Origin of the sequence: Nocardioides oceani, assembly GCF_030412965.1 — a bacterium.
GTDB lineage: Bacteria > Actinomycetota > Actinomycetes > Propionibacteriales > Nocardioidaceae > Nocardioides > Nocardioides oceani.
In genome coordinates this window covers 105,697-124,151 of sequence record NZ_JAUHJQ010000008.1, presented here as the reverse complement: position 1 = coordinate 124,151, position 18,455 = coordinate 105,697, and the positions used below count along the sequence as shown (strand labels likewise).

15 protein-coding genes are annotated in these 18,455 nt (G+C 75.5%); 11 read left to right on the top strand and 4 right to left on the bottom strand.

Annotated features, from left to right (window positions below):
• Positions 1 to 89 precede the first annotated feature (89 nt).
• Positions 90 to 2,120 carry a transketolase gene (gene tkt, locus QWY28_RS17685; RefSeq protein WP_439117266.1) on the bottom strand — a complete coding sequence of 677 codons (2,031 nt, stop codon included), beginning with the start codon at positions 2,118 to 2,120 and terminating at the stop codon, positions 90 to 92.
• Between the two features lie 204 nt (positions 2,121 to 2,324).
• Between tkt and QWY28_RS17680 the strand changes: the two genes are divergently transcribed.
• The 9 genes from QWY28_RS17680 (at position 2,325) to QWY28_RS17640 (ending at position 14,976) form a co-directional block, all read left to right on the top strand.
• Positions 2,325 to 3,281 (top strand): heme o synthase, encoded by a 957-nt coding sequence (locus QWY28_RS17680; protein ID WP_300953893.1) that lies wholly within the window; start codon positions 2,325 to 2,327, stop codon positions 3,279 to 3,281.
• 600 nt (positions 3,282 to 3,881) lie between these two features.
• Positions 3,882 to 4,757 carry a glycosyltransferase family 2 protein gene (locus QWY28_RS17675; RefSeq protein ID WP_300953892.1) on the top strand — a complete coding sequence of 292 codons (876 nt, stop codon included), beginning with the start codon at positions 3,882 to 3,884 and terminating at the stop codon, positions 4,755 to 4,757.
• Positions 4,754 to 5,899: a glycosyltransferase family 4 protein gene (locus tag QWY28_RS17670; protein WP_300953891.1), complete on the top strand. Its 1,146-nt coding sequence runs from the start codon at positions 4,754 to 4,756 to the stop codon at positions 5,897 to 5,899. The genes QWY28_RS17675 and QWY28_RS17670 overlap by 4 nt, the downstream gene beginning before the upstream one ends.
• Positions 5,896 to 8,175, top strand: coding sequence for a hypothetical protein (locus QWY28_RS17665; protein ID WP_300953890.1), 2,280 nt, complete (start codon positions 5,896 to 5,898; stop codon positions 8,173 to 8,175). Before QWY28_RS17670 ends, QWY28_RS17665 begins: the two co-directional genes overlap by 4 nt.
• Entirely contained in the window at positions 8,172 to 10,682 is a 2,511-nt protein-coding gene (locus tag QWY28_RS17660) for a lipopolysaccharide biosynthesis protein (protein WP_300953889.1), read from the top strand. Before QWY28_RS17665 ends, QWY28_RS17660 begins: the two co-directional genes overlap by 4 nt.
• Before the next feature lie 184 nt (positions 10,683 to 10,866).
• Positions 10,867 to 11,874, top strand: a complete 1,008-nt coding sequence (locus QWY28_RS17655) for a glycosyltransferase family 2 protein (RefSeq protein WP_300953888.1) — start codon at positions 10,867 to 10,869, stop codon at positions 11,872 to 11,874.
• Complete coding sequence (locus QWY28_RS17650) at positions 11,871 to 12,668, top strand: polysaccharide deacetylase family protein (RefSeq protein ID WP_300953887.1); 798 nt, start codon at positions 11,871 to 11,873, stop codon at positions 12,666 to 12,668. The genes QWY28_RS17655 and QWY28_RS17650 overlap by 4 nt, the downstream gene beginning before the upstream one ends.
• On the top strand, positions 12,665 to 13,759 hold the full coding sequence (locus QWY28_RS17645) for a glycosyltransferase family 2 protein (RefSeq protein ID WP_300953886.1): 1,095 nt from the start codon (positions 12,665 to 12,667) through the stop codon (positions 13,757 to 13,759). The genes QWY28_RS17650 and QWY28_RS17645 overlap by 4 nt, the downstream gene beginning before the upstream one ends.
• On the top strand, positions 13,756 to 14,976 hold the full coding sequence (locus tag QWY28_RS17640; RefSeq protein WP_300953885.1) for a glycosyltransferase family 4 protein: 1,221 nt from the start codon (positions 13,756 to 13,758) through the stop codon (positions 14,974 to 14,976). The genes QWY28_RS17645 and QWY28_RS17640 overlap by 4 nt, the downstream gene beginning before the upstream one ends.
• Here the strand turns inward: QWY28_RS17640 and QWY28_RS17635 are convergent.
• The 3 genes from QWY28_RS17635 to QWY28_RS17625 are packed head-to-tail and all read right to left on the bottom strand — an operon-like array spanning position 14,902 to position 17,596.
• The gene (locus QWY28_RS17635) at positions 14,902 to 15,858 is read right to left on the bottom strand and encodes a COX15/CtaA family protein (RefSeq protein WP_300953884.1); all 957 of its coding nucleotides are present in this window, start codon (positions 15,856 to 15,858) and stop codon (positions 14,902 to 14,904) included. The two genes, QWY28_RS17640 and QWY28_RS17635, sit on opposite strands and share 75 nt — an antisense overlap.
• A 5-nt stretch (positions 15,859 to 15,863) precedes the next feature.
• On the bottom strand, positions 15,864 to 16,634 hold the full coding sequence (locus QWY28_RS17630) for an ABC transporter permease (protein ID WP_300953883.1): 771 nt from the start codon (positions 16,632 to 16,634) through the stop codon (positions 15,864 to 15,866).
• Positions 16,635 to 16,657: 23 nt separating this feature from the next.
• Positions 16,658 to 17,596: an ABC transporter ATP-binding protein gene (locus QWY28_RS17625; protein ID WP_336622423.1), complete on the bottom strand. Its 939-nt coding sequence runs from the start codon at positions 17,594 to 17,596 to the stop codon at positions 16,658 to 16,660.
• Between the two features lie 62 nt (positions 17,597 to 17,658).
• On the opposite strand from QWY28_RS17625, the gene QWY28_RS17620 reads away from it, so the two are divergent.
• Both QWY28_RS17620 and QWY28_RS17615 read left to right on the top strand, forming a co-directional pair.
• Complete coding sequence (locus tag QWY28_RS17620; protein ID WP_300953882.1) at positions 17,659 to 18,021, top strand: hypothetical protein; 363 nt, start codon at positions 17,659 to 17,661, stop codon at positions 18,019 to 18,021.
• Complete coding sequence (locus QWY28_RS17615; protein ID WP_300953881.1) at positions 18,014 to 18,412, top strand: hypothetical protein; 399 nt, start codon at positions 18,014 to 18,016, stop codon at positions 18,410 to 18,412. Before QWY28_RS17620 ends, QWY28_RS17615 begins: the two co-directional genes overlap by 8 nt.
• The last annotated feature ends 43 nt before the right edge of the window (positions 18,413 to 18,455 follow it).

The following is an 18,455-nucleotide window of genomic DNA, read 5'->3' as shown; positions in this document are numbered from 1 at the left end:
TCCTAGAAGTCGTTGGTCCCGGTACCCGGGGCGCTCCGGGTCACTCCGGTGCGCCCCGGGTCTCTGCGGTGCTGCGGTGGGAGGCGGCGTCACTCGGTGGCGACGCGGAGGCTGTCCTTCGCGGCGTCGGCGACGGCGCGCGCGGTGACGCCGTACTCCTGGTAGATCCGGGCGTAGTCGGCCGACGCGCCGTAGCGGTCGATCGACACGATCCGGCCGTGGTCGCCGACGTACTCGCGCCAGCCCTGCTTGACGCCGGCCTCGACCGAGACGCGCGCCTTGACGGTCGGCGGCAGCACGGTCTCGCGGTACGCCGTGGACTGCTCCTCGAACCACTCCAGGCAGGGCATCGACACGACCCGCGCGGCGATGCCGTCGGCGGCGAGCAGCTCGCGGGCCTCGACGGCCAGCTGCACCTCCGACCCGGTGCCCATGAGGATGACGTCGGGGTCGCCGCTCTCGGCGTCGACCAGCACGTAGGCGCCCTTGGCGACGTCGTCGGTGGTGGCGAAGCCGTCGGTGCCCCGCGGGAAGACCGGGACGTTCTGGCGGGTGAGCGCCAGGGCGGCCGGGCGGTCGACGTGGCGCAGGACCTCGAGCCACACGGCGGCGGTCTCGTTGGCGTCCGCCGGGCGGACGACGTCGAGGCCCGGCATCGCGCGGAGCGCCGCCAGGTGCTCGATCGGCTGGTGGGTCGGGCCGTCCTCGCCGAGACCGATCGAGTCGTGGGTCCACACGTAGGTCACCGGCAGCTGGCTCAGCGCCGCGACGCGGACCGAGCCGCGCATGTAGTCGGAGAACGTGAGGAACGTGCCGCCGAAGACGCGCGTGAGCTTGTCGGCCGCGATGCCGTTCATGATCGCGCCCATCCCGTGCTCGCGGATGCCGAAGTGCAGCACGCGGCCCTGGTAGGGGTCACCGGTCCAGTCGCGGGTGCTGCGGCCCTCGGGGATGAAGGAGGGCGCCGACTCGATGGTGGTGTTGTTCGAGCCGGCGAGGTCGGCCGAGCCGCCCCACAGCTCGGGCAGCACCGGCGCCAGCGCGTTGATGACCTTGCCGGACGCCGACCGGGTGGCCACGCCCTTGGCGTCGGCCTCGAAGGTCGGCACCACGTCGGCGAGGCCCTCGGGCAGCTCGCGCGCCTTCAGGCGGTGCAGGAGCTTCTCGCCCTCGGGGTTGGCGGCCGCCCACGCGGCGTACCGCTCGTCCCACTCCTTGCCCCAGCCGGACCCGCGGGTGCGCAGGGCGCGGGTGTGCTCGAGGACCTCCGGCGGCACCTGGAAGCGCTGCTCGGGGTCCCAGCCGAGGATCTCCTTGGTCGCGGCGACCTCCTCGTCGCCGAGCGCGCTGCCGTGGGCCTTCTCGGTGCCCTGGGCGTTCGGCGCCGGCCACGCGATGACGGTGTCGAGCACGATGAGCGACGGGCGGTCGGTGACCTCGCCCGCGGCGACGATCGCCGCGTGCAGGGCCGGGACGTCCTCGCGGTACTCCTCGCCGCCGTTGGTCCAGTCGACGGTCTGGACGTGCCAGCCGTACGCCTCGTAGCGCTGGGCGACGTCCTCGGTGAACGCGACGTCGGTGTCGCCCTCGATCGAGATCCGGTTGCGGTCGTAGACGACCGTCAGGTTGCCCAGCTGCTGGGTCCCGGCGATCGAGGACGCCTCGCCGCTCACGCCCTCCTGGAGGTCGCCGTCGGAGCACAGGGCGTAGACGTGGTGGTCGAAGAGGCTCTCACCGGGGGCCGCGTCGGGGTCGAGCAGGCCGTGCACGCGGCGGGCCGACATGGCCATGCCGACGGCGTTGGCGACGCCCTGGCCCAGCGGGCCGGTCGTCACCTCGACGCCGGCGGTGTGCCCGAGCTCGGGGTGGCCGGGGGTCTTGGAGCCCCACGTGCGCAGCGCCTTGATGTCCTCGAGCTCCAGGCCGAAGCCGCCGAGGAAGAGCTGCGTGTAGAGCGTGATGCTGGAGTGGCCGCACGAGAGGACGAACCGGTCGCGGGAGATCCACGTCGGGTCGGCCGGGTCGTGCCGCATCACCTTCTGGAACAGCAGGTAGGCGACCGGGGCGAGGCTCATGGCCGTCCCTGGGTGCCCGTTGCCCACGCGCTGGACCGCGTCCATCGCCAGGACCCGGGCCGTGTCCACCGCCTTGTCGTCGAGGTCGCTCCACTCGAGGTCGGGCACAGTCGTCACGAGGAACCTTTCAAGGGGTGGGAGAGACCGCTCACACCGGAGGAGCGATCGGGCTCGGGCGTTTCCGAGCCTACTGACACCGGGGTCTAGACTCACACCCGCTCCACGCTCCCGATCCCATCCGAGGAACCCGTGACCCACGTCGGCCAGTCGGCCACCGCCGCCGAGCGGAACGAGTCCGGCGAGCCGACCCCGCGGGCGAGCCTGCGCGATGTCGTCGCGGCGTACGTCGGGCTCACCAAGCCCCGCGTCATCGAGCTGCTCCTGCTCACGACCGTGCCGGTGATGTTCTTCGCCGACCGGGGCGTGCCGGAGCTCGGCCTGGTGCTCGCCACGGTCGTCGGTGGGACGTTCTCCGCCGGGTCGGCCTCGGTGTTCAACTGCGTCTACGACCGCGACATCGACGAGCAGATGCGGCGCACGCGCCGGCGGGCGCTCCCGCGGCACATCGTGTCGCCGGCGGCCGCGCTGGTCTTCGGCGCCGTGCTCGCGGTGCTCTCCACGGTGATCCTCGGCGTCTGGGTCAACTGGCTCTCGGCCGGCCTCTCGCTGGGCGCCAACGCGTTCTACGTCTTCGTCTACACGATGCTGCTCAAGCGGCGCACGACCCAGAACATCGTCTGGGGCGGGCTCGCGGGCTGCTTCCCGGCGCTGATCGGCTGGACCGCCGTCACCGGCGAGCTGTCGTGGGTGCCGGTCGTGCTGTTCCTGGTCGTCTTCTTCTGGACGCCGCCGCACACCTGGGCGCTCGCGCTGCGTTACCGCGAGGACTACGCGAACGTCGACGTGCCGATGCTGCCGGTGGTCAAGCCGGCCCACGAGGTCGGCCGGCAGATCGTCGTCTACAGCTGGGTCATGGTCGCCACCTCGCTGGTGCTGTGGCCGGTCGCCGACACCGGCCCGGCCTACCCGGTCGCCGCCGGGGTGCTCGGCGCGGTGTTCCTCCTCGAGGCGCACCGGATGCACGCCCGGGCGCGCGGCACCGAGGACCTCGCGGTGATCCAGCCGATGCGGCTGTTCCACTCCTCGAACCTCTACCTCTCCCTGCTGTTCGTCGCCGTCGCGCTCGATCCGCTGCTCTCGCGCTAGCGCCCCGCGCTGGTCGAGCAGTGGAGGCCGCCCGGCCCGCTCCGCCCGCTGGTCGAGCAGCGAAGGCCGCCAGGACCCACCGCTGGTTGAGCAGCGAGCGCCAGCGAGCGTGTCGAAACCCCGTGAGTCGAGCTGCGGCCTCGGGGACGCCATCGCGTCCCGCTGGTGGAGCAGCGAAGGCCGCCAGGACCCACCGCTGGTTGAGCAGCGAGCGCCAGCGAGCGTGTCGAAACCCCTTGAGTCGAGCTGCGGCCTCGGGGACGCCGCTCGTTCCTCGCTCCGGCCCGCCGGACCCGACCACGACCGGGCCTGCCCGCCCGCCGTCCGCCTCCGGCCCCGACCTGCGCGGCGTACCCGTCCTGGCGCTGGGCCTCCGGCGCGGCGGCGGCCGGGGGCACGGGTCCCGTGGTCCGTGTCGGCGGCCCCGATGGGTGGGACGGACGCGCGGACGGGGTGCGCCGACGTGGGCCTGGTCACCTCGGGGGTGTCGGCCGTGACCATGTGGGGCATAGCCCGTTGTGACTATGCCGCACTAGCCCGTGCGCGCTGCGTGCCCGATGGGGGTGGTGCGCAGCTACTGAACTGGGGGGTTCACGGAACATGTCTGATGCTGCACGCCCGCGAGGCGTACGTCCCGACGAGAAGCTCCACCGGCCGTCCGACCCGCGCATCAGCGTGGTCGTGCCGGCCCTGAACGAGGCACGCAACCTGGCGGTCGTCCTGCCGGAGCTGCCCGAGGTGCACGAGGTGATCCTCGTGGACGGCGGTTCGCTGGACGGGACCGTCGCGGCCGCCAAGGAGGCGTTGCCGGGGATCACGGTGCTGACCCAGACCCGGCGGGGGAAGGGCAACGCGCTGGCCGTGGGGTTCGGCGCCGTCACCGGTGACGTGGTGGTGATGTTCGACGCCGACGGGAGCGCCGACCCGGCCGAGATCCCGCGCTTCGTCGACGCGCTGGTCGCGGGGGCCGACTTCGCCAAGGGCAGTCGGTTCTGCCCCGGCGGCGGGAGCGCCGACATCACGCCGGTCCGGCGGGCCGGCAACAAGTTCCTCAACGGCGTGGTCAACCAGGGCTTCGGGACGCGGTTCAGCGACCTCTGCTACGGCTACAACGCCTTCTGGGCCGACCTGCTGCCGCTGCTCGACCTGCCGGACCCCGAGCTGCCGGGCCGCCCCGACGGCCGGATGCTGTGGGGCGACGGGTTCGAGATCGAGACGCTCATCAACTGCCGCTTCGCCGCGGCCGGCGCCCGGATCACCGAGGTCCCGAGCGTCGAGCGGCTGCGGATCTTCGGGGAGAGCAACCTGCACGCCGTCTCCGACGGCCTGCGCGTGCTCCGCACCGCCCGCGCCGAGCGCCGCCGGGCGCGCGCCATGCAGGAGCTGCACCCGCAGCTGCCGCTGGCCGTCCGGACGGAGGCAGGCTCGGCAGGCGCCTCGGGGCTGGCCCGACGCAGGGTCCGGGTCGCGTCATGACCCGGCCGACTCGTGGCGCGACGCGGGTCGGGATGGTGGCGGCGCGGTGCCGGCCGGAGATCGGCGGGATCGAGGCCCACGTCGGCGAGGTGGCCGGCAGGCTGGCCGGCCGCGGCATCGAGGTCGAGGTGCTGACCACCGACCGCAGCGGTCGCCTGCCGCGCGTCGAGCGCGTCGGGGGAGCGGGCGGCTACGTCGTACGCCGCTTCCGGGCGTGGCCGCGCGAGCGTGACTGGTACCTCAGCCCGGGCCTGGCCTGGGCGGTCCTGCGGGGCCGGCACGACCTGGTGCACGTCCAGGGGGTGCACACGCTGGTGCCGCCGCTCGCGATGCTGGCCGCCCTCGCCCGGCGGGCGCCGTACGTCCTGACCTTCCACACCGGCGGGTCGTCCAGCGCCCTGCGCGAGCGCTCGCGCGGGCTGCAGTTCCGGCTGCTCGCACCGCTGCTGCGGCGCGCGGCGACGCTGGTAGGGGTCTCGGTGTTCGAGGCTCGGCGCTTCGACGACGTGCTGGGGGAGCCGGGGCGGGTCCGCCTCGTGCGCAACGGCGGGACGCTGCCGCCGGTGGCCTCGGCGCCCGTGCCCGACCCGGACCTCGTGCTCAGCGTGGGGCGGTTGGAGCGCTACAAGGGGCACCACCGAGCGGTCGCGGCGCTGCCTCACCTGCTCGAGCGCCGGCCCGGGGCGAGGCTGGAGATCCTCGGCTCCGGTCCCTACGAGCCCGAGCTGCGTGCCCTCGCTGCGGAGCTCGGCGTGGCAGACCGGGTGACCATCCGCTTCGTCCCGCCGACCGACCGTGCCGCGATGGCCGCGACCCTCGCGGGCGCCGGCGTGGTGGTCCTGCTGAGCGACTACGAGGCGCACCCCGTCGCGGTGATGGAGGCGCTGGCCGCCGGACGGCCGGTCGTGGTCAGCCGCACCTCGGGGCTGACCGAGCTGGCCGAGGCCGGCTGGGCGCGCGCCGTGGAGCCCGACGCGGACGCCGCGACGACGGCAGCCGCGATCGCTGCGCAGCTGGCCGACCCGGTGCAGCCGCCGGCGTCGGCCCTGCCGACGTGGGAGGACTGCGTCGACGGGCTCGTCGACGTCTACGACACGGCGCTGGCGCGCGAGGGCCGGGCCGTCGTCGTGGCGGCGGGATGACCACGCTGCTCGAGCGGCCGGCCGTCGCCGCGGCGTCGCCGGCCCGCCGCACGGCCCACCCCGTCGCCGTCGCGACGCTGGTCGCGTCCCTCGCACTGCTCGTCCAGGTGCTGGGGTACGTCGCCGGGTGGGCCGGCCACGAGACGACCGCGACCGTGGGCTGGTACGTCGGCTTCGTCGGCCTGGTCGCGCCGTACGCCGTCGTGCTGCTCGGCGAGCGGCTCACCGGCCCGCAGCGTCTGGTCGCCGCGGTGGCCTGCTCGCTCCTGCTCTACCTCTCCTGGTTCCTCACCAGTCCGCTGCTCGCGACCCGCTTCGACGAGACGCTCCACGTCACGACGCTCGTCACGCTGGCCGACGGCGCCGGGCTGTTCGCGCAGAACTCCATGCTCCCGGTCAGCCCGCACTACCCGGGCCTGGAGCTGGCGGCCGTCGCCGTGCACTGGGTGAGCGGGCTGCCGCTCGTGGCCTGCCAGGTGGTCGTGGTCGTCCTCGCCCGGGTCACGCTGGTCGTGGCGCTGTTCCTCCTCGCCGCGACCGTGACCCGCTCGGCTCGGGTGGCCGGCCTGGTGGTGCTGCTCTACATGGCCAGCGCGCAGTTCTACTTCTTCAACGCCCAGTTCAGCTACCAGACCGTCGCGATCGCGATGCTCGCGGCCGCCCTGCTCTTCCTCGCCCGCGCCTGCGACCCCGCCGAGACCCGGCCCTGGCGGCCGATGGTCGCCGCACAGGTCTGCCTCGCCGCGCTGGCGGTCACCCACCACCTGACCAGCTGGCTCACCCTCGGCGCGCTGTGGCTGCTCGCCCTGCTGTTCCGCCTCGGCGGCGAGCAGCTCCGCGCCCGCCGGACGCTGGTCGCCGCCGAGGTCGCGACGGTGGTCGCCGCGGCCTGGGCGGCGATCGTCGCCCCGCTGCTCGTCCGCTACCTCGGCCCGATCTTCGACAACGCCGGCACCGAGCTCGCCCGGCTCCTCGCGCTCGACGGGGGCGGCCGCTCGGTCGGCGCCGACGGCGGCGGCGCCCCGGCGCCCGCCTGGGAGGTCGGCGTGATGGCCGGCTCCATGGTGCTGTGGTGCCTCCTGCTCGTCCCGGCGGCGTACGCCGCGTGGCGCGGCCGTGGTGTCGGTCGCTCGCGGGCGCGGCTGCTGCCGCTGGTGCTCGCCGCGGCGTACCCCGGTCTCCTCGTCGCCCGCCTCTCCCCGGCCGCCGGCGAGGTCGCCGACCGCGCCTCGACGTTCGTGACGATGGCGATGGCGCTCGTCGTGGGCGCGTGGCTGGTGCCCCGCCTGCGCGAGGTCGGCCGGCTGGGCGTGCCGGCCGTCGTGCTCCTCGTGCTCGGCGGGACGATGCTCGGCAGCGGCCCGGACTGGCAGCGCGTCCCCGGTGGCTACCTGCCCGGCGCGGAGCAGCGCTCCGTCGACGCGACCACCGTCGAGGTCGCGCGCTGGGCGGGCCGCCACCTGCCGGCCGGCTCGCGGATCGCGACCGACACCACGCTGGGTCGCGTCCTGCCGAACTTCGCCCCCGTCGAGCCGGTGACCTCCTCGCCCGGCACCGGCGACGCGGTCAACGTGACCGAGCTCTTCCTCGCCCGCGAGGTCGACGACCGCTCGTTGGCGATCATCCGCGACGGCGACGTGGACTTCGTCGCCGTGGACACCCGGATCACCGGCCAGCGCGTCCGCTCGGGCTCCTGGTTCGAGGGCAGCCAGGGCTGGGGCGAGCAGGCGGCCGTCCTCGACGCCGAGCAGCTCGGCAAGTTCGCCGACGTCCCGGGCGTCGACCTGGTCCTGGACGGGCCGGTCCGGGTGTACGACGTCCGCGCGCTCACCGGCGAGCGCCAGGTGTTCACCGACCGGCCCGACCCGGTGCTGCCCGGCGACGCGCGACCCGGACAGCTCGCGCTCGCGGGCCTCGCCCTGCTGGCGGTCGTCCTGCTCGGCCGCTCGCGCCTGCAGACGCTCGTGGCGACGCCGACGGCGCTGCTGGTCTCGCTGCCCGTCCTCATGGCCCTCGGAGCGGTCGGTGCCCTGGTCGGCGTCGAGCCGGTCGCCGGGACCGTCCTGCTCGCGCTCGTCACCGGCGCCATCGCGCTCCTCCCGGCGGCTGTACCGACGGGCGACCGGCGGCCCCCGGCCCTCCCGGCGGTCGCGGCCCTGGCCGCCGGCGTCCTCGTGACCTGTGTCGTGGTGGCGTGCCTCGCCCAGTGGCGGGCGCAGCTGGACACCCCGTCGCTGCCCGCCCCGCCCGTCGCCGCCGCCGAGGAGGCGCGATGAGCGCGCCGGCCCCGAGCGAGGGCATCCTCGCGCCGTTCCGGTCGCTGCTCACCGCCCAGGTGGTCGGCGCCGGCCTCGGCTTCGTCTTCTGGGTCCTGGTCGCCCGGCTCGTGCCGGCGCACGAGGTCGGCGTGGCCGCGGCGGCCATCTCCACCCAGACCTTCCTCGGCCTGGTCACCAGCCTCGGGCTGGGCACGCTGCTGGTCGCCGAGCTCCCGCTCCACCCGCCGGCACGGCAGCGGCGGCTCGTCCTCCGCAGCCTGCTGGCCGTGGTGCTCGCGGCGCTCGTCGTCGGCACCACCGTCGCGGCCGCCTCGGGGCTCCTGGGTCCCAACCTCGCCGAGGCGCTCGGGCACCCCGCCGGGGCTGCCGTCTTCGTCGCCGGTGTCGTCGCGGCCGGGTGCGCGGTGGTGCTGGACGAGGCGACCCTCGGGCTGCGGCGCTCCTCGGTGCAGGTCTGGCGCAACCTGCTCGCCTCCGGCCTGCGGTTCCCGATCGCCGCCGGGCTGCTCCTCGCAGGCAGCCGCGACGAGCTGGTGCTCCAGGTCTGCTGGGTGCTGCCCCTGGTCGTCTCGCTCGTCGCCGCGGCCGGCGGCCTGCGCCTGCCGCGCACGGGCGCCGGCGCGGCCGGGCCGGCCCTCGGCGCCGACGTGGCGGCGTACGCCCGACCCGCCCTGCGCCACCACGGCCTCAACCTCGCCGTCGCCGCCGGCACCGCGCTCGTCCCCGTCGTCGCCGGCGTCGTCCTGTCCTCGGTCGCCAACGCCGAGCTCGCCGTCGCGTGGATGCTCGCGACGTTCGCCTTCCTGCCGCCCTACCTGCTCGCGGTCGCGCTCTTCGCGCACGGCGCCAACACCACGACCGAGCAGCTGCGCGAGGAGATGCGCACGACGCTGCCCGCGGCCCTCGCCCTCAGCCTGACGCTGTGCCTCGGCGCATGGGCGTTGGGCCGGCCGGTGCTGCAGGTCTTCGGCGGGGAGTACGCCGCGGGGTCCTACCCGGTGCTCGCCCTGCTGGTGCCGGCCGGGCTGTGGATGGTCGTCAAGGACCACCTCGTCACCCTGTGGCGGGTGCAGGGACGGCACGGGCTCGCGACCCGGCTCGCCGGTGGCGCGGTGCTGCTGGAGCTGACCGGCGCCGCGGTCGGCGGGGTGCTCGGCGGCGCCATCGGTCTCTGCCTGGGCTGGCTCGCCGCGATGGTCGTCGAGGTCGTGCTGGGGCAGCGGTGGCTGCGGGAGGCGTTCGGCGGGCTCCGGTGGCGGGTGCCGGCCCGGCTCCGCGCCGCGCGGACGGCCGCCGGTCGCGCCCGCTGGCCGGTGCTCGTGGCCGCCGCCGTCGTGGCCGCCTCCGTCGGCGCCGGCGCGCTCGCCGCCAGCGGGGGGTCGTCGGGCACGTCGACGCCCGGCTCGGCCGCAGCCGGCCAGGAGCCCGGGTGCGCGCCGTCGGCGGCGGGCCCGGTGCTCGACCTCGGGGTCCAGGCCGCGACCGGCGACCCCGCCGACCCCCTGCTGCCCGCCCCGCGCGTCGAGCGGCTCGTCGACCTCGCCGCCGCGGCCGGTGCCGGCGTGGTCTCCACGTCGGTGAGCTGGCGGACGGTGCAGCCGCGTGCCGGTGCCGAGCCGGACTGGTCGGCCCTCGACCGCGTCCTGGCCGCGGCCGGCGAGCGCGGGCTGGACGTCCGCGTGCAGGCCGTCGACACGCCCGACTGGGCCCACGACCCCGGCACGCCCGGCGGGCGCTGGCGCCCACCGCTCAGCGACGGCGAGCTCGACCGCTGGGCGGCCTGGGTGACGCTGCTCGTCGAGCACCTCGACGGGCGGGCGGCGTACCTCGAGGTGTGGACCGAGCCGAACTCCGCGGAGTTCTGGAGCACCGGCCCCGACCCCGCCGCCTTCGCCCGGCTGCTCCGCGCCACCGCCGACGCCGTCGACGCTGTCGACGCCGCCGGCGGGGCCGGCGACCTGCAGCTGATCAGCGGCGGCCTGGCCGGCAACGACGTCGGCTACCTCGAGCGCCTGCTGGACGAGCTGGGTGCAGGCGAGGGCGCGGGGGCGGGCGACGGTGCAGGTGGGGCGCTCCCGGTCGACCTGGTCGGCGTCCACCCCTACAGCCCGGGCGCGCCCGACGTCGAGGCGCCGGAGCGGGTCTACGAGCGCGAGCCGTTCGGCACCTACGACGAGAACTTCCTCGGCTACGCCCGGCTGCACGACCTGCTCGCCGACCGCGGCCTGGACGTGCCGCTCTACCTCGGGGAGTTCGGCTACCCCACGACCGACTACCGCGGGATCCCCGGCGTGCCGGACGAGCAGCGGGCGGCGTACGCCGTGGCGGCGCTGGACGCCGTCGGCTGCACGCCGTACGTCGCCGCGCTGTCGTGGTACTACCTCCACCCCACCCCGTGGAACCCCGCCGCGTGGACCCTGCTCGACGAGCAGCTGCGCCCCGGCGCCACCTGGGCGGCGCTGCGCGAGTGGTCGGACAGTCGCGGGGAAGGGGACGCGCGGTGAGCCGAACGCCGATACGCTGCTGCGGTGCCTCCGCGTCCCACCACCGGTCTGTGCCGATGCGGCCACGCGGGCCTCGTCCACCAGCACCTCCGACGGGGCAGCGACTGCGGGCTGTGCGACTGCCGGCGGTTCCGCTCGCGACGCCCCGCGGCCCGGCTGCTGGCCCGCCTGACGGGGTGGCGTCGTGACCCCGGCCCGGCCTGAGACCCGGCCCGGTCCTCGGCTGACCGTCGTCGTCTGCGCCTACACGCTGGCGCGCTGGGACGACCTGGTCGCCGCGCTCGACGGGACCGTCGCACAGACGGTGCCGCCCGACGAGGTGCTGCTCGTGGTCGACCATGCGCCGGAGCTGCTCGCCCGGGCGCGGGTGACGTGGGACGGCACGGCCGTGACCGTCGTGGAGAACACCCGCGCCCGCGGCCTCTCCGGCGCGCGCAACACGGCGATCGCGCACGCCACCGGCTCGGTCGTGGCGTTCCTGGACGACGACGCGGTGCCGGCGCCGGACTGGCTGGCGGCGCTGGTCGGCGCCTACGACGACGCGGCCGTGCTCGCCGTCGGCGGCGCCGCCCGGCCGGTGTGGCCGACCGGCGGACGGCCGGCGCACCTGCCGCCGGAGCTGGACTGGGTGGTCGGCTGCAGTTACCGCGGGCAGCCCACCGGCCGCGCCGACGTGCGGAACCTGATGGGCTGCAGCATGTCCTTCCGGCGCGAGGTCTTCGACCTGGTCGGCGGCTTCGACGAGGGCGCCGGCCGGATCGGTGCGATCCCTGTGGGCTGCGAGGAGACCGAGCTGTGCATCCGGCTCGCCCAGCGGGTCCCGGGGGCGCGGGTGGTGCTCGAGCCGGCCGCCGTCGTCCACCACCGGGTGGGGGAGCAGCGCACGAGCTGGTCCTACCTCCGCGGCCGGTCCCTCGCCGAGGGCACCTCCAAGGCGGCGATGGCCCGCCTGGTCGGCGGCGTCGACGCGACGGCGACGGAGCGCTCCTACGTGCGGCACGTCCTCACCGCCGGCGTACGTCGGGAGGTGGCGCGCGGCCTCCACGGCGACCGGGACGGGTGGCGCGCCGCCGCGGGCATCGCGACGGCGCTCACCGCCACCGGGTACGGCTACGTCCGCGGCCGGCTCGGGCCCGCTCCCCGCACCATGCGCGCGGCGCGCGCCGCCCGGACCGCGGGAGCCGGCTCGTGACCGCCGCGACGAGGGGGCTGCCGGTGCTGATGTACCACGCGGTCGGCAGCCCGATGCCGCCCGGCCTGGGCGAGCTCAGCGTGCCGCCGGGGCTGCTCGCCGAGCAGCTGTCCGCCCTGGCCGGTGCGGGCTACGAGCTGCTCGGCCTCACCGACGCCCTCGCCGCCCGGGGGAGCGGCCGCAAGGTCGTCGGGTTGACCTTCGACGACGGCTACCGGGACTTCCTCGACGCCGCCGTGCCGGTGCTCGCCGACCTGCGGGCCGGCGCCACCCTCTACGTGCCGTCGCGGAACGTCGGCGGGACGGCCGACTGGCTGCCCGGTTCCGGCGCGGCGCTCCCGCTGCTCGACGCCCGCGGCGTCGCGGCCGTCGCCGAGCTCGGGATCGAGGTCGGCAGCCACGGCGCCGTGCACGTGCCGATGGACGTGCTGCCGCGCGCGGTGGCCGCCTCGCACCTCGGGGAGAGCAGGACGGTCCTCGAGGGGATCGTCGGCCAGCCCGTCGTGTCGTTCTGCTACCCGCACGGGTACGCCTCGCCGGTGCTGCGTCGGCAGGTGCACGCGCTCGGCTACGACAACGCCTGCGTCATCGGGCACCGGGTCAGCCCGCCCGGCGAGGACCCGACCGCGGTCTCCCGGCTGCTCGTCGGCCCGCAGCACGACCCCCGCGCCGTGCTCGACCTGGTCGCCGGACGCGGTCCGCGCTCGGTCGTGCCCGCGCTCAAGCGCGCCGCCACGCCGGCCTGGCGCGCCACCCGACGTACCGCCCGACTGGCAGGAGCGACCTGGACATGACGAGCAACCCCCACCACGCGACCGACGCGCCGACCGTGGGCGTCATGGTCGCCACCCACACCGCCGAGCGGCTCGCGCTGGTCCGCACCGCCGTCGCGTCGGTGCAGGCGCAGACGCGACGCCCCGACGAGCTGCTCGTCATGGTCGACAACGACGAGGCGCTGGCCGAACGGGTCCGCGCCGTCGTCCCCGGCGTCCGGGTCGCGGCGATGGGCGTCAACAGCGGCGTCTCCGCGGCGCGCACCCGTGGTGCCGAGCTGATGACCAGCGACCTCGTGGTCTTCCTCGACGACGACGCCGTCGCCGACGAGCGGTGGCTGGAGCGGCTGCTCGCGCCGATGGCCGACCCGGCCGTGCTCGGCGCCAGCGGCCGGTCGCTCGCCGTCTTCGGCGCCCGGCGGCCGGTGTGGCTGCCCGAGGAGTTCCTCTGGACGCTCGGCTGCAGCTACCGCGGGATGCCGACCGGACCGGCGCGGGTGCGGAACTTCTACGGCGGCTGCGCGGTCGTTCGCCGCGAGACCTTCCTGGCCGTCGGCGGGTTCGACCCCGCCACCGGCTACCACGGCGACGTCATCGGCGGCGGCGAGGAGGCCGACTTCTGCCTGCGCGCGACCGCGGCGACCGGCGGCGAGTTCGCCTTCGAGCCCGGCGCGGTCATCCGCCACCACGTGCCGGCCCCGCGGCTGACGTGGTCCTACTTCGTGCGCCGCTGCCACGGCGAGGGCGTGATGAAGGCGCGGCTCGCCGCCCGCCTCCCTGCGGGCTCCCTGGGCCCCGAGCGCGCCTTCGCCCTGCGCCTGCCGCTGGCCGTCCTCCGTGCCGTCGTCACCGGGCACCCCGCCCGCGCGCTCGGCATCGTCGTCGGCTGCGTCGCCGTCCTCGCCGGTCTCCTCGCCGGTCGCTCGCGTGCGTCGGCGGTGTCGGGAGCGTCGGGGCCGCACACGATCGTTCAATTGAACGATCGTGGACCGGTGGAAGCGCTTCCGCGCGACACAACCGCGCAATTGAACGATCGTCGACCACCCGCGGCCGCCCACCACCCCGGCCCACACCAGCCGCCCGACCAGACGCCGAGCCGGGTGACGGGATGAGGATCCTGCTCCTGGCGCAGTTCTACCCGCCGGTGATCGGCGGGGAGGAGCGCCACGTCCGCAACCTGGCGGTGGCGCTGGCCGCGCGTGGCCACGACGTCCACGTCGCCACCCTCGACACCGGCGCGGCGCCGCCCCCGGCGACCGACGCGGGCGTGACCGTCCACCTGCTCGACAACGTCGGCCGCCGCGCGCCGGCGCTGTACCCGACGGCCGACCGGCCGCTGGCCCTGCCGGTGCCCGACCCGCTCACCGTGCGGGACCTCGCCCGGGTCGCCCGGGAGGTGCGGCCCGACGTCGCCCACGCCCACAACTGGATCATCGCCTCCTGGCTGGCGGTGCCGGCGGCGCGACGCATCCCGCTCGTGCACTCGCTCCACGACTACGGGCACGTCTGCCCGACCAAGCGGCTGATGTTCGAGGACGCGCCGTGCTCGGGACCCTCGCCCGCGAAGTGCTTCGGGTGCACCCAGCAGCACTACGGCCGCGCCCGCGGACCGGTCGTCCAGGCCGCGGTCCGCGCCGGCCTGCCGGCCCGCCGGCGGGTGGTCGACGTCTTCACCCCCGTGAGCCGGTACGTCGCCGACGCGAACCGCCTCGACGAGCAGGGCGTCCGCTGGCAGGTCGTCCCGAACTTCGTGCCCGACGAGCTCACCGAGCCGGCCGCCCGGCGAGACGACCCGCGCGACCCGGACCTCCCGACCACGCCGTACCTCTTCTTCGCCGGCGACCTGTCCGAGCAGAAGGGCGTGGCGACCCTGCTGCGGGCCTGGGAGCGGCTGCGTCCCGCCGGTCGCCCGGAGCTGGTCCTCGTGGGGCGCCCGACGATGGACCTCTCCCACGTGCCGGCGGGCGTCCACGTCCACCACCACTGGGAGCACCCGCGCGTCCTGGACGGCTTCCGGCACGCCCTCGCGGCCGCCCTGCCCAGCGAGTGGCCCGACCCGTGCCCGACGACGGTGCTGGAGGCGATGGCGGTGGGCGCCCCGCTGGTGACGACCGGCCAGGGCGGGATCGCCGACATGGTCACCCACGAGGACTCCGCGCTCGTGGTGCCGGCGGGCGACGCCCTCTCGCTCGGCGCGGCGCTGCAGCGCCTGGTGGACGAGCCGGAGCTCCGCTCGCGGCTGGCGAAGGGTGCCTCAGCGAGCGTGCGCGGCTTCCTGCAGAGCAGCGTCGCCGCCGACCTCGAGGGGATCTACGAGTCGCTGGTGTGAGGCGCGGGGGTGCCGCACGGTCAGCAGCGCCCAGGTGAGCGCGGCGGACGTCAGCGCCGCACCGAGCAGGTGGAAGCCGACGAGCACGACGGGCAGGTCGGTGAAGTACTGCACGAACCCGATCGCGCCCTGGCCCAGCTCGACGCCGAGCAGCGCCCGCGCCGCGCGCTGCGCCTGCGCCGGAGCGCCGGTCGCCCGCAGCGCCAGCACCAGGCCGATGGTGAGCCCGACCAGGAGGAAGACCGCGTCCGCGTGCAGCTGGCTGACCTGCAGCGGGTCGAGCCCCGTGCGCACGGAGTCCTCGTCGCCCGCGTGGGGGCCCGAGCCGGTGACGATGGTGCCGATGTAGAGCACCGCCCAGCCGGCCGCGAACATCGCCCAGGCCAGCGGCAGCATCCCGCCGCGCACGGCGGGACCGACCGGGGCGTCGACGACCTGCAGGAACCGCACCGCGAGCCCGATGATCGCCAGGGAGCAGACCAGGTGGAGGGAGACGATCCACGGGTTGAGGTCGGTCAGCACCGTGATGCCGCCGATGACCGCCTGCGCCGGGATGCCGAGCGCCAGGAGCGTCGAGAGGCGCAGCAGGTCGCTGCGCCGGCTGCGCCACGCGACGAGGAACGTCGCCACCGCGATCGCCACCAGCACGAAGGTGAGCATCCGGTTGCCGAACTCGATGGCCGCGTGCAGGGTGAGCTCGCCGTGCGGGGTGTAGGACTCCTCGGTGCACCGCGGCCAGGTCGGGCAGCCGAGGCCGGAGCCGGTCAGCCGCACCGCGCCGCCGGTGACGACGAGGACGATGTTGGCGACGAGGGTCGCCCAGCCCATCGGCCGCACCCAGCGGGTGGCGTCCTCGACACCGAACCGGACCCAGGATCCCACGCTTCTCACTCCCACTTGAACGTCCGGGCGGTCAGCACCGTGCCGACCACCGCCCACCCGAGCAGGGTGAGGAGCGCCACGGGCGCGACGACACCGTCGACCAGCGCGTCGCGCATGGCGCCCCCGAGGGCGCCCGAGGGCAGCCACTCGACGACGCCGCCGAAGGAGCCGTACGCCGACGCCGGCAGCACCACGGCGCCGCCGGCCATGAGCAGCAGGTAGACCAGGTTGGCGGCGGCCAGGGTCGCCTCCGCGCGCAACGCCCCGGCCAGGAGCAGCCCCAGCGCGGCGAACGCCGCCGTCCCGAGCAGCACGGCCAGCAGCCCGCCCAACAGGGCACCGCCGCCGGTGGCCGGGTCCCAGCCCATGCCGAGCGCGACGGCCGAGATCACCACGACCTGGAGGGCCTCGACGAGCACGAGTGCGCCGACCTTGCCGGCGAGCAGGCCCGAGCGGGGGAGCGGCGAGGAGCCGAGCCGCTTGATCACGCCGTAGCGCCGCTCGAACCCGGTCGCGATCGCCAGCGACGTGAACGAGGTGGACATGACTGCCAGCGCCAGGACTCCCGGGGTGAAGACGTCGATGGCCCGCCCGCTGAGGTCGAGGTCGACCCGGTCGGCGCCCTGGACCGCGCCGACGAGCACGATCACCGGGATGACGACGGCGAGCAGCAGCTGCTCGCCGTTGCGCAGCATGAGCCGCGACTCCATCGACGCCTGCGCCGCGACCTGCCGCAGCCACGGCGCGCCGCCGGGCCGCGGGGTCCAGTCGGTCACGCCGTCGCTCGTGCCGGGAGTCGTCACGGCTGCAGCTCCCGTCCGGTCAGCTCGAGGAAGACGTCCTCGAGGGTGCGCTGGCCCAGGGTCAGCGACTCGGGCAGGACGCCCTGCTCCTCGCACCACCCCGACACCTTCGCCAGCGTCGTGGCGTCGGCCGGGCCGGTGACCAGCAGGCTCACCTCGTCGAGCAGGGTCACCTCGATCAGGTCGCCGAGGGCGAGCCGGAGCGAGTCGGGGGCGCCGGGCGGGAACGGGCGGCTCACCACGAGCCGGATCGTCGCCGCCGTGCCGCCGCGGGTCAGCTGCACGGGCGAGCCGGAGGCGATCAGCCTCCCGTGGTCGATGATGTGGATCTGGTCGGCGAGCCGCTCGGCCTCGTCCATGTAGTGGGTCGTGAGCACGACGGTCACCCCGGCGGCACGCACCTCGCCGAGCAGCTCCCAGGTCGTGCGGCGCGACTGCGGGTCCATGCCCGCGGTCGGCTCGTCGACGAAGACGATCTCGGGGCGGCCGACGAGCGCCATCGCCAGTCCGAGGCGCTGCTGCTGGCCCCCGGACAGCCGCCGGTACGGCGTGCGACCGCACTCGCCGAGGCCCAGCCGGTCGGCCAGCCCGTCCGCGTCCATCGGGTGCGCGTGGAGCCGGGCGACGTGGCGCAGCATCTCCATCGCGCGCACGCCGCTCCAGGCGCCGCTGCCCTGCAGCATCACGCCGATGCGGGGGAGCAGCTCGGTGCGCTGCGCGACGGGGTCCAGGCCGAGCACCCGCACGCTCCCGCGCTGTGGTCGCCGGTAGCCCTCGCAGGTCTCGAGCGTCGTGGTCTTGCCGGCGCCGTTGGGGCCGAGGACGGCGGTGATGGTGCCGCGGTCGACGGTCAGGGAGAGCTCGTCGACGGCGACCTTGTCGCCGTACCGCATCACCAGGCCGTCGACGGCGACTGCTGGGGCGGCGTCGGACACCCCGTCAGTCTAGGAAACGTCCGGCGCGGGCCCCGCCCCGGGCAGGGCCTAGGGTGCAGGCCGTGAACGCGGTGCTCCTCTGGCTGGTCCTGGCCCTCGTGCTGGTGGCCGGCGTGATGGTCGTGGTGCACCTGGTCCGCGACGAGACCGCCGGCGACCCGACCTTCCTCGCCCTCGCCGCGGTCGAGGTCGTGCTGCTCGTCCAGGCGGTCGTCGGGTGCGTGGCGCTGGCGGGCACCGAGCGGGACGTGGCGGCGGCGACCTTCCTCGGCTACCTGCTCTCCCTGCCGCTGGTGCTGCCGCTGGGTGCCTTCTGGTCGCTGGCCGAGCGCTCGCGCGCGGGGACGGCGGTCCTGCTGGTCGCCCTGCTGACGGTCGTCGCGCTCGAGGTCCGCGTCTTCTCCATCTGGACCGCCGGTGCGTGAGCTCTCCAGCGGCTGGGGCCGCATCCTGGTGGCGGTGTACGCCGTGTTCGCGGTCGCCGCGACCGGCCGCTCGCTCGTGCAGCTCGGCACGGACGCGGACCGCGCGCCGCTGGCGTACTCCCTCTCGCTCCTCGCCGCGCTGGTCTACCTCGCCGCCACCACCTGCCTGCTCGTCGGCGGCCCCCGCGGCTGGTGGGCGGCGCTGGTGGCCGTCGCCGTCGAGGCGGTCGGCGTGCTGGTCGTCGGCACGCTGTCCTACGCGGCCACCGACCTCTTCCCCGACCGGACCGTCTGGTCCCACTTCGGGCAGGGCTACGGCTTCCTCCCGCTCCTGCTGCCGTTCCTCGGACTGGCCTGGCTGAGACGGACGTCACCGCGCACGGGCAGGTAAGGCGAGCCTTCCTTGAAGGGGCTCGGGCAATAACGTCACACTG

Excerpts from the sequence above, each read along its gene's own strand:
- QWY28_RS17675 (WP_300953892.1), top strand. The coding sequence starts at position 3,882 with ATGTCTGATGCTGCACGCCCGCGAGGCGTACGTCCCGACGAGAAGCTC.
- QWY28_RS17660 (WP_300953889.1), top strand. The coding sequence starts at position 8,172 with ATGAGCGCGCCGGCCCCGAGCGAGGGCATCCTCGCGCCGTTCCGGTCG.
- QWY28_RS17645 (WP_300953886.1), top strand. The coding sequence starts at position 12,665 with ATGACGAGCAACCCCCACCACGCGACCGACGCGCCGACCGTGGGCGTC.
- tkt (WP_439117266.1), bottom strand. The coding sequence starts at position 2,120 with ATGGACGCGGTCCAGCGCGTGGGCAACGGGCACCCAGGGACGGCCATG.
- QWY28_RS17640 (WP_300953885.1), top strand. The coding sequence starts at position 13,756 with ATGAGGATCCTGCTCCTGGCGCAGTTCTACCCGCCGGTGATCGGCGGG.
- QWY28_RS17665 (WP_300953890.1), top strand. The coding sequence starts at position 5,896 with ATGACCACGCTGCTCGAGCGGCCGGCCGTCGCCGCGGCGTCGCCGGCC.
- QWY28_RS17670 (WP_300953891.1), top strand. The coding sequence starts at position 4,754 with ATGACCCGGCCGACTCGTGGCGCGACGCGGGTCGGGATGGTGGCGGCG.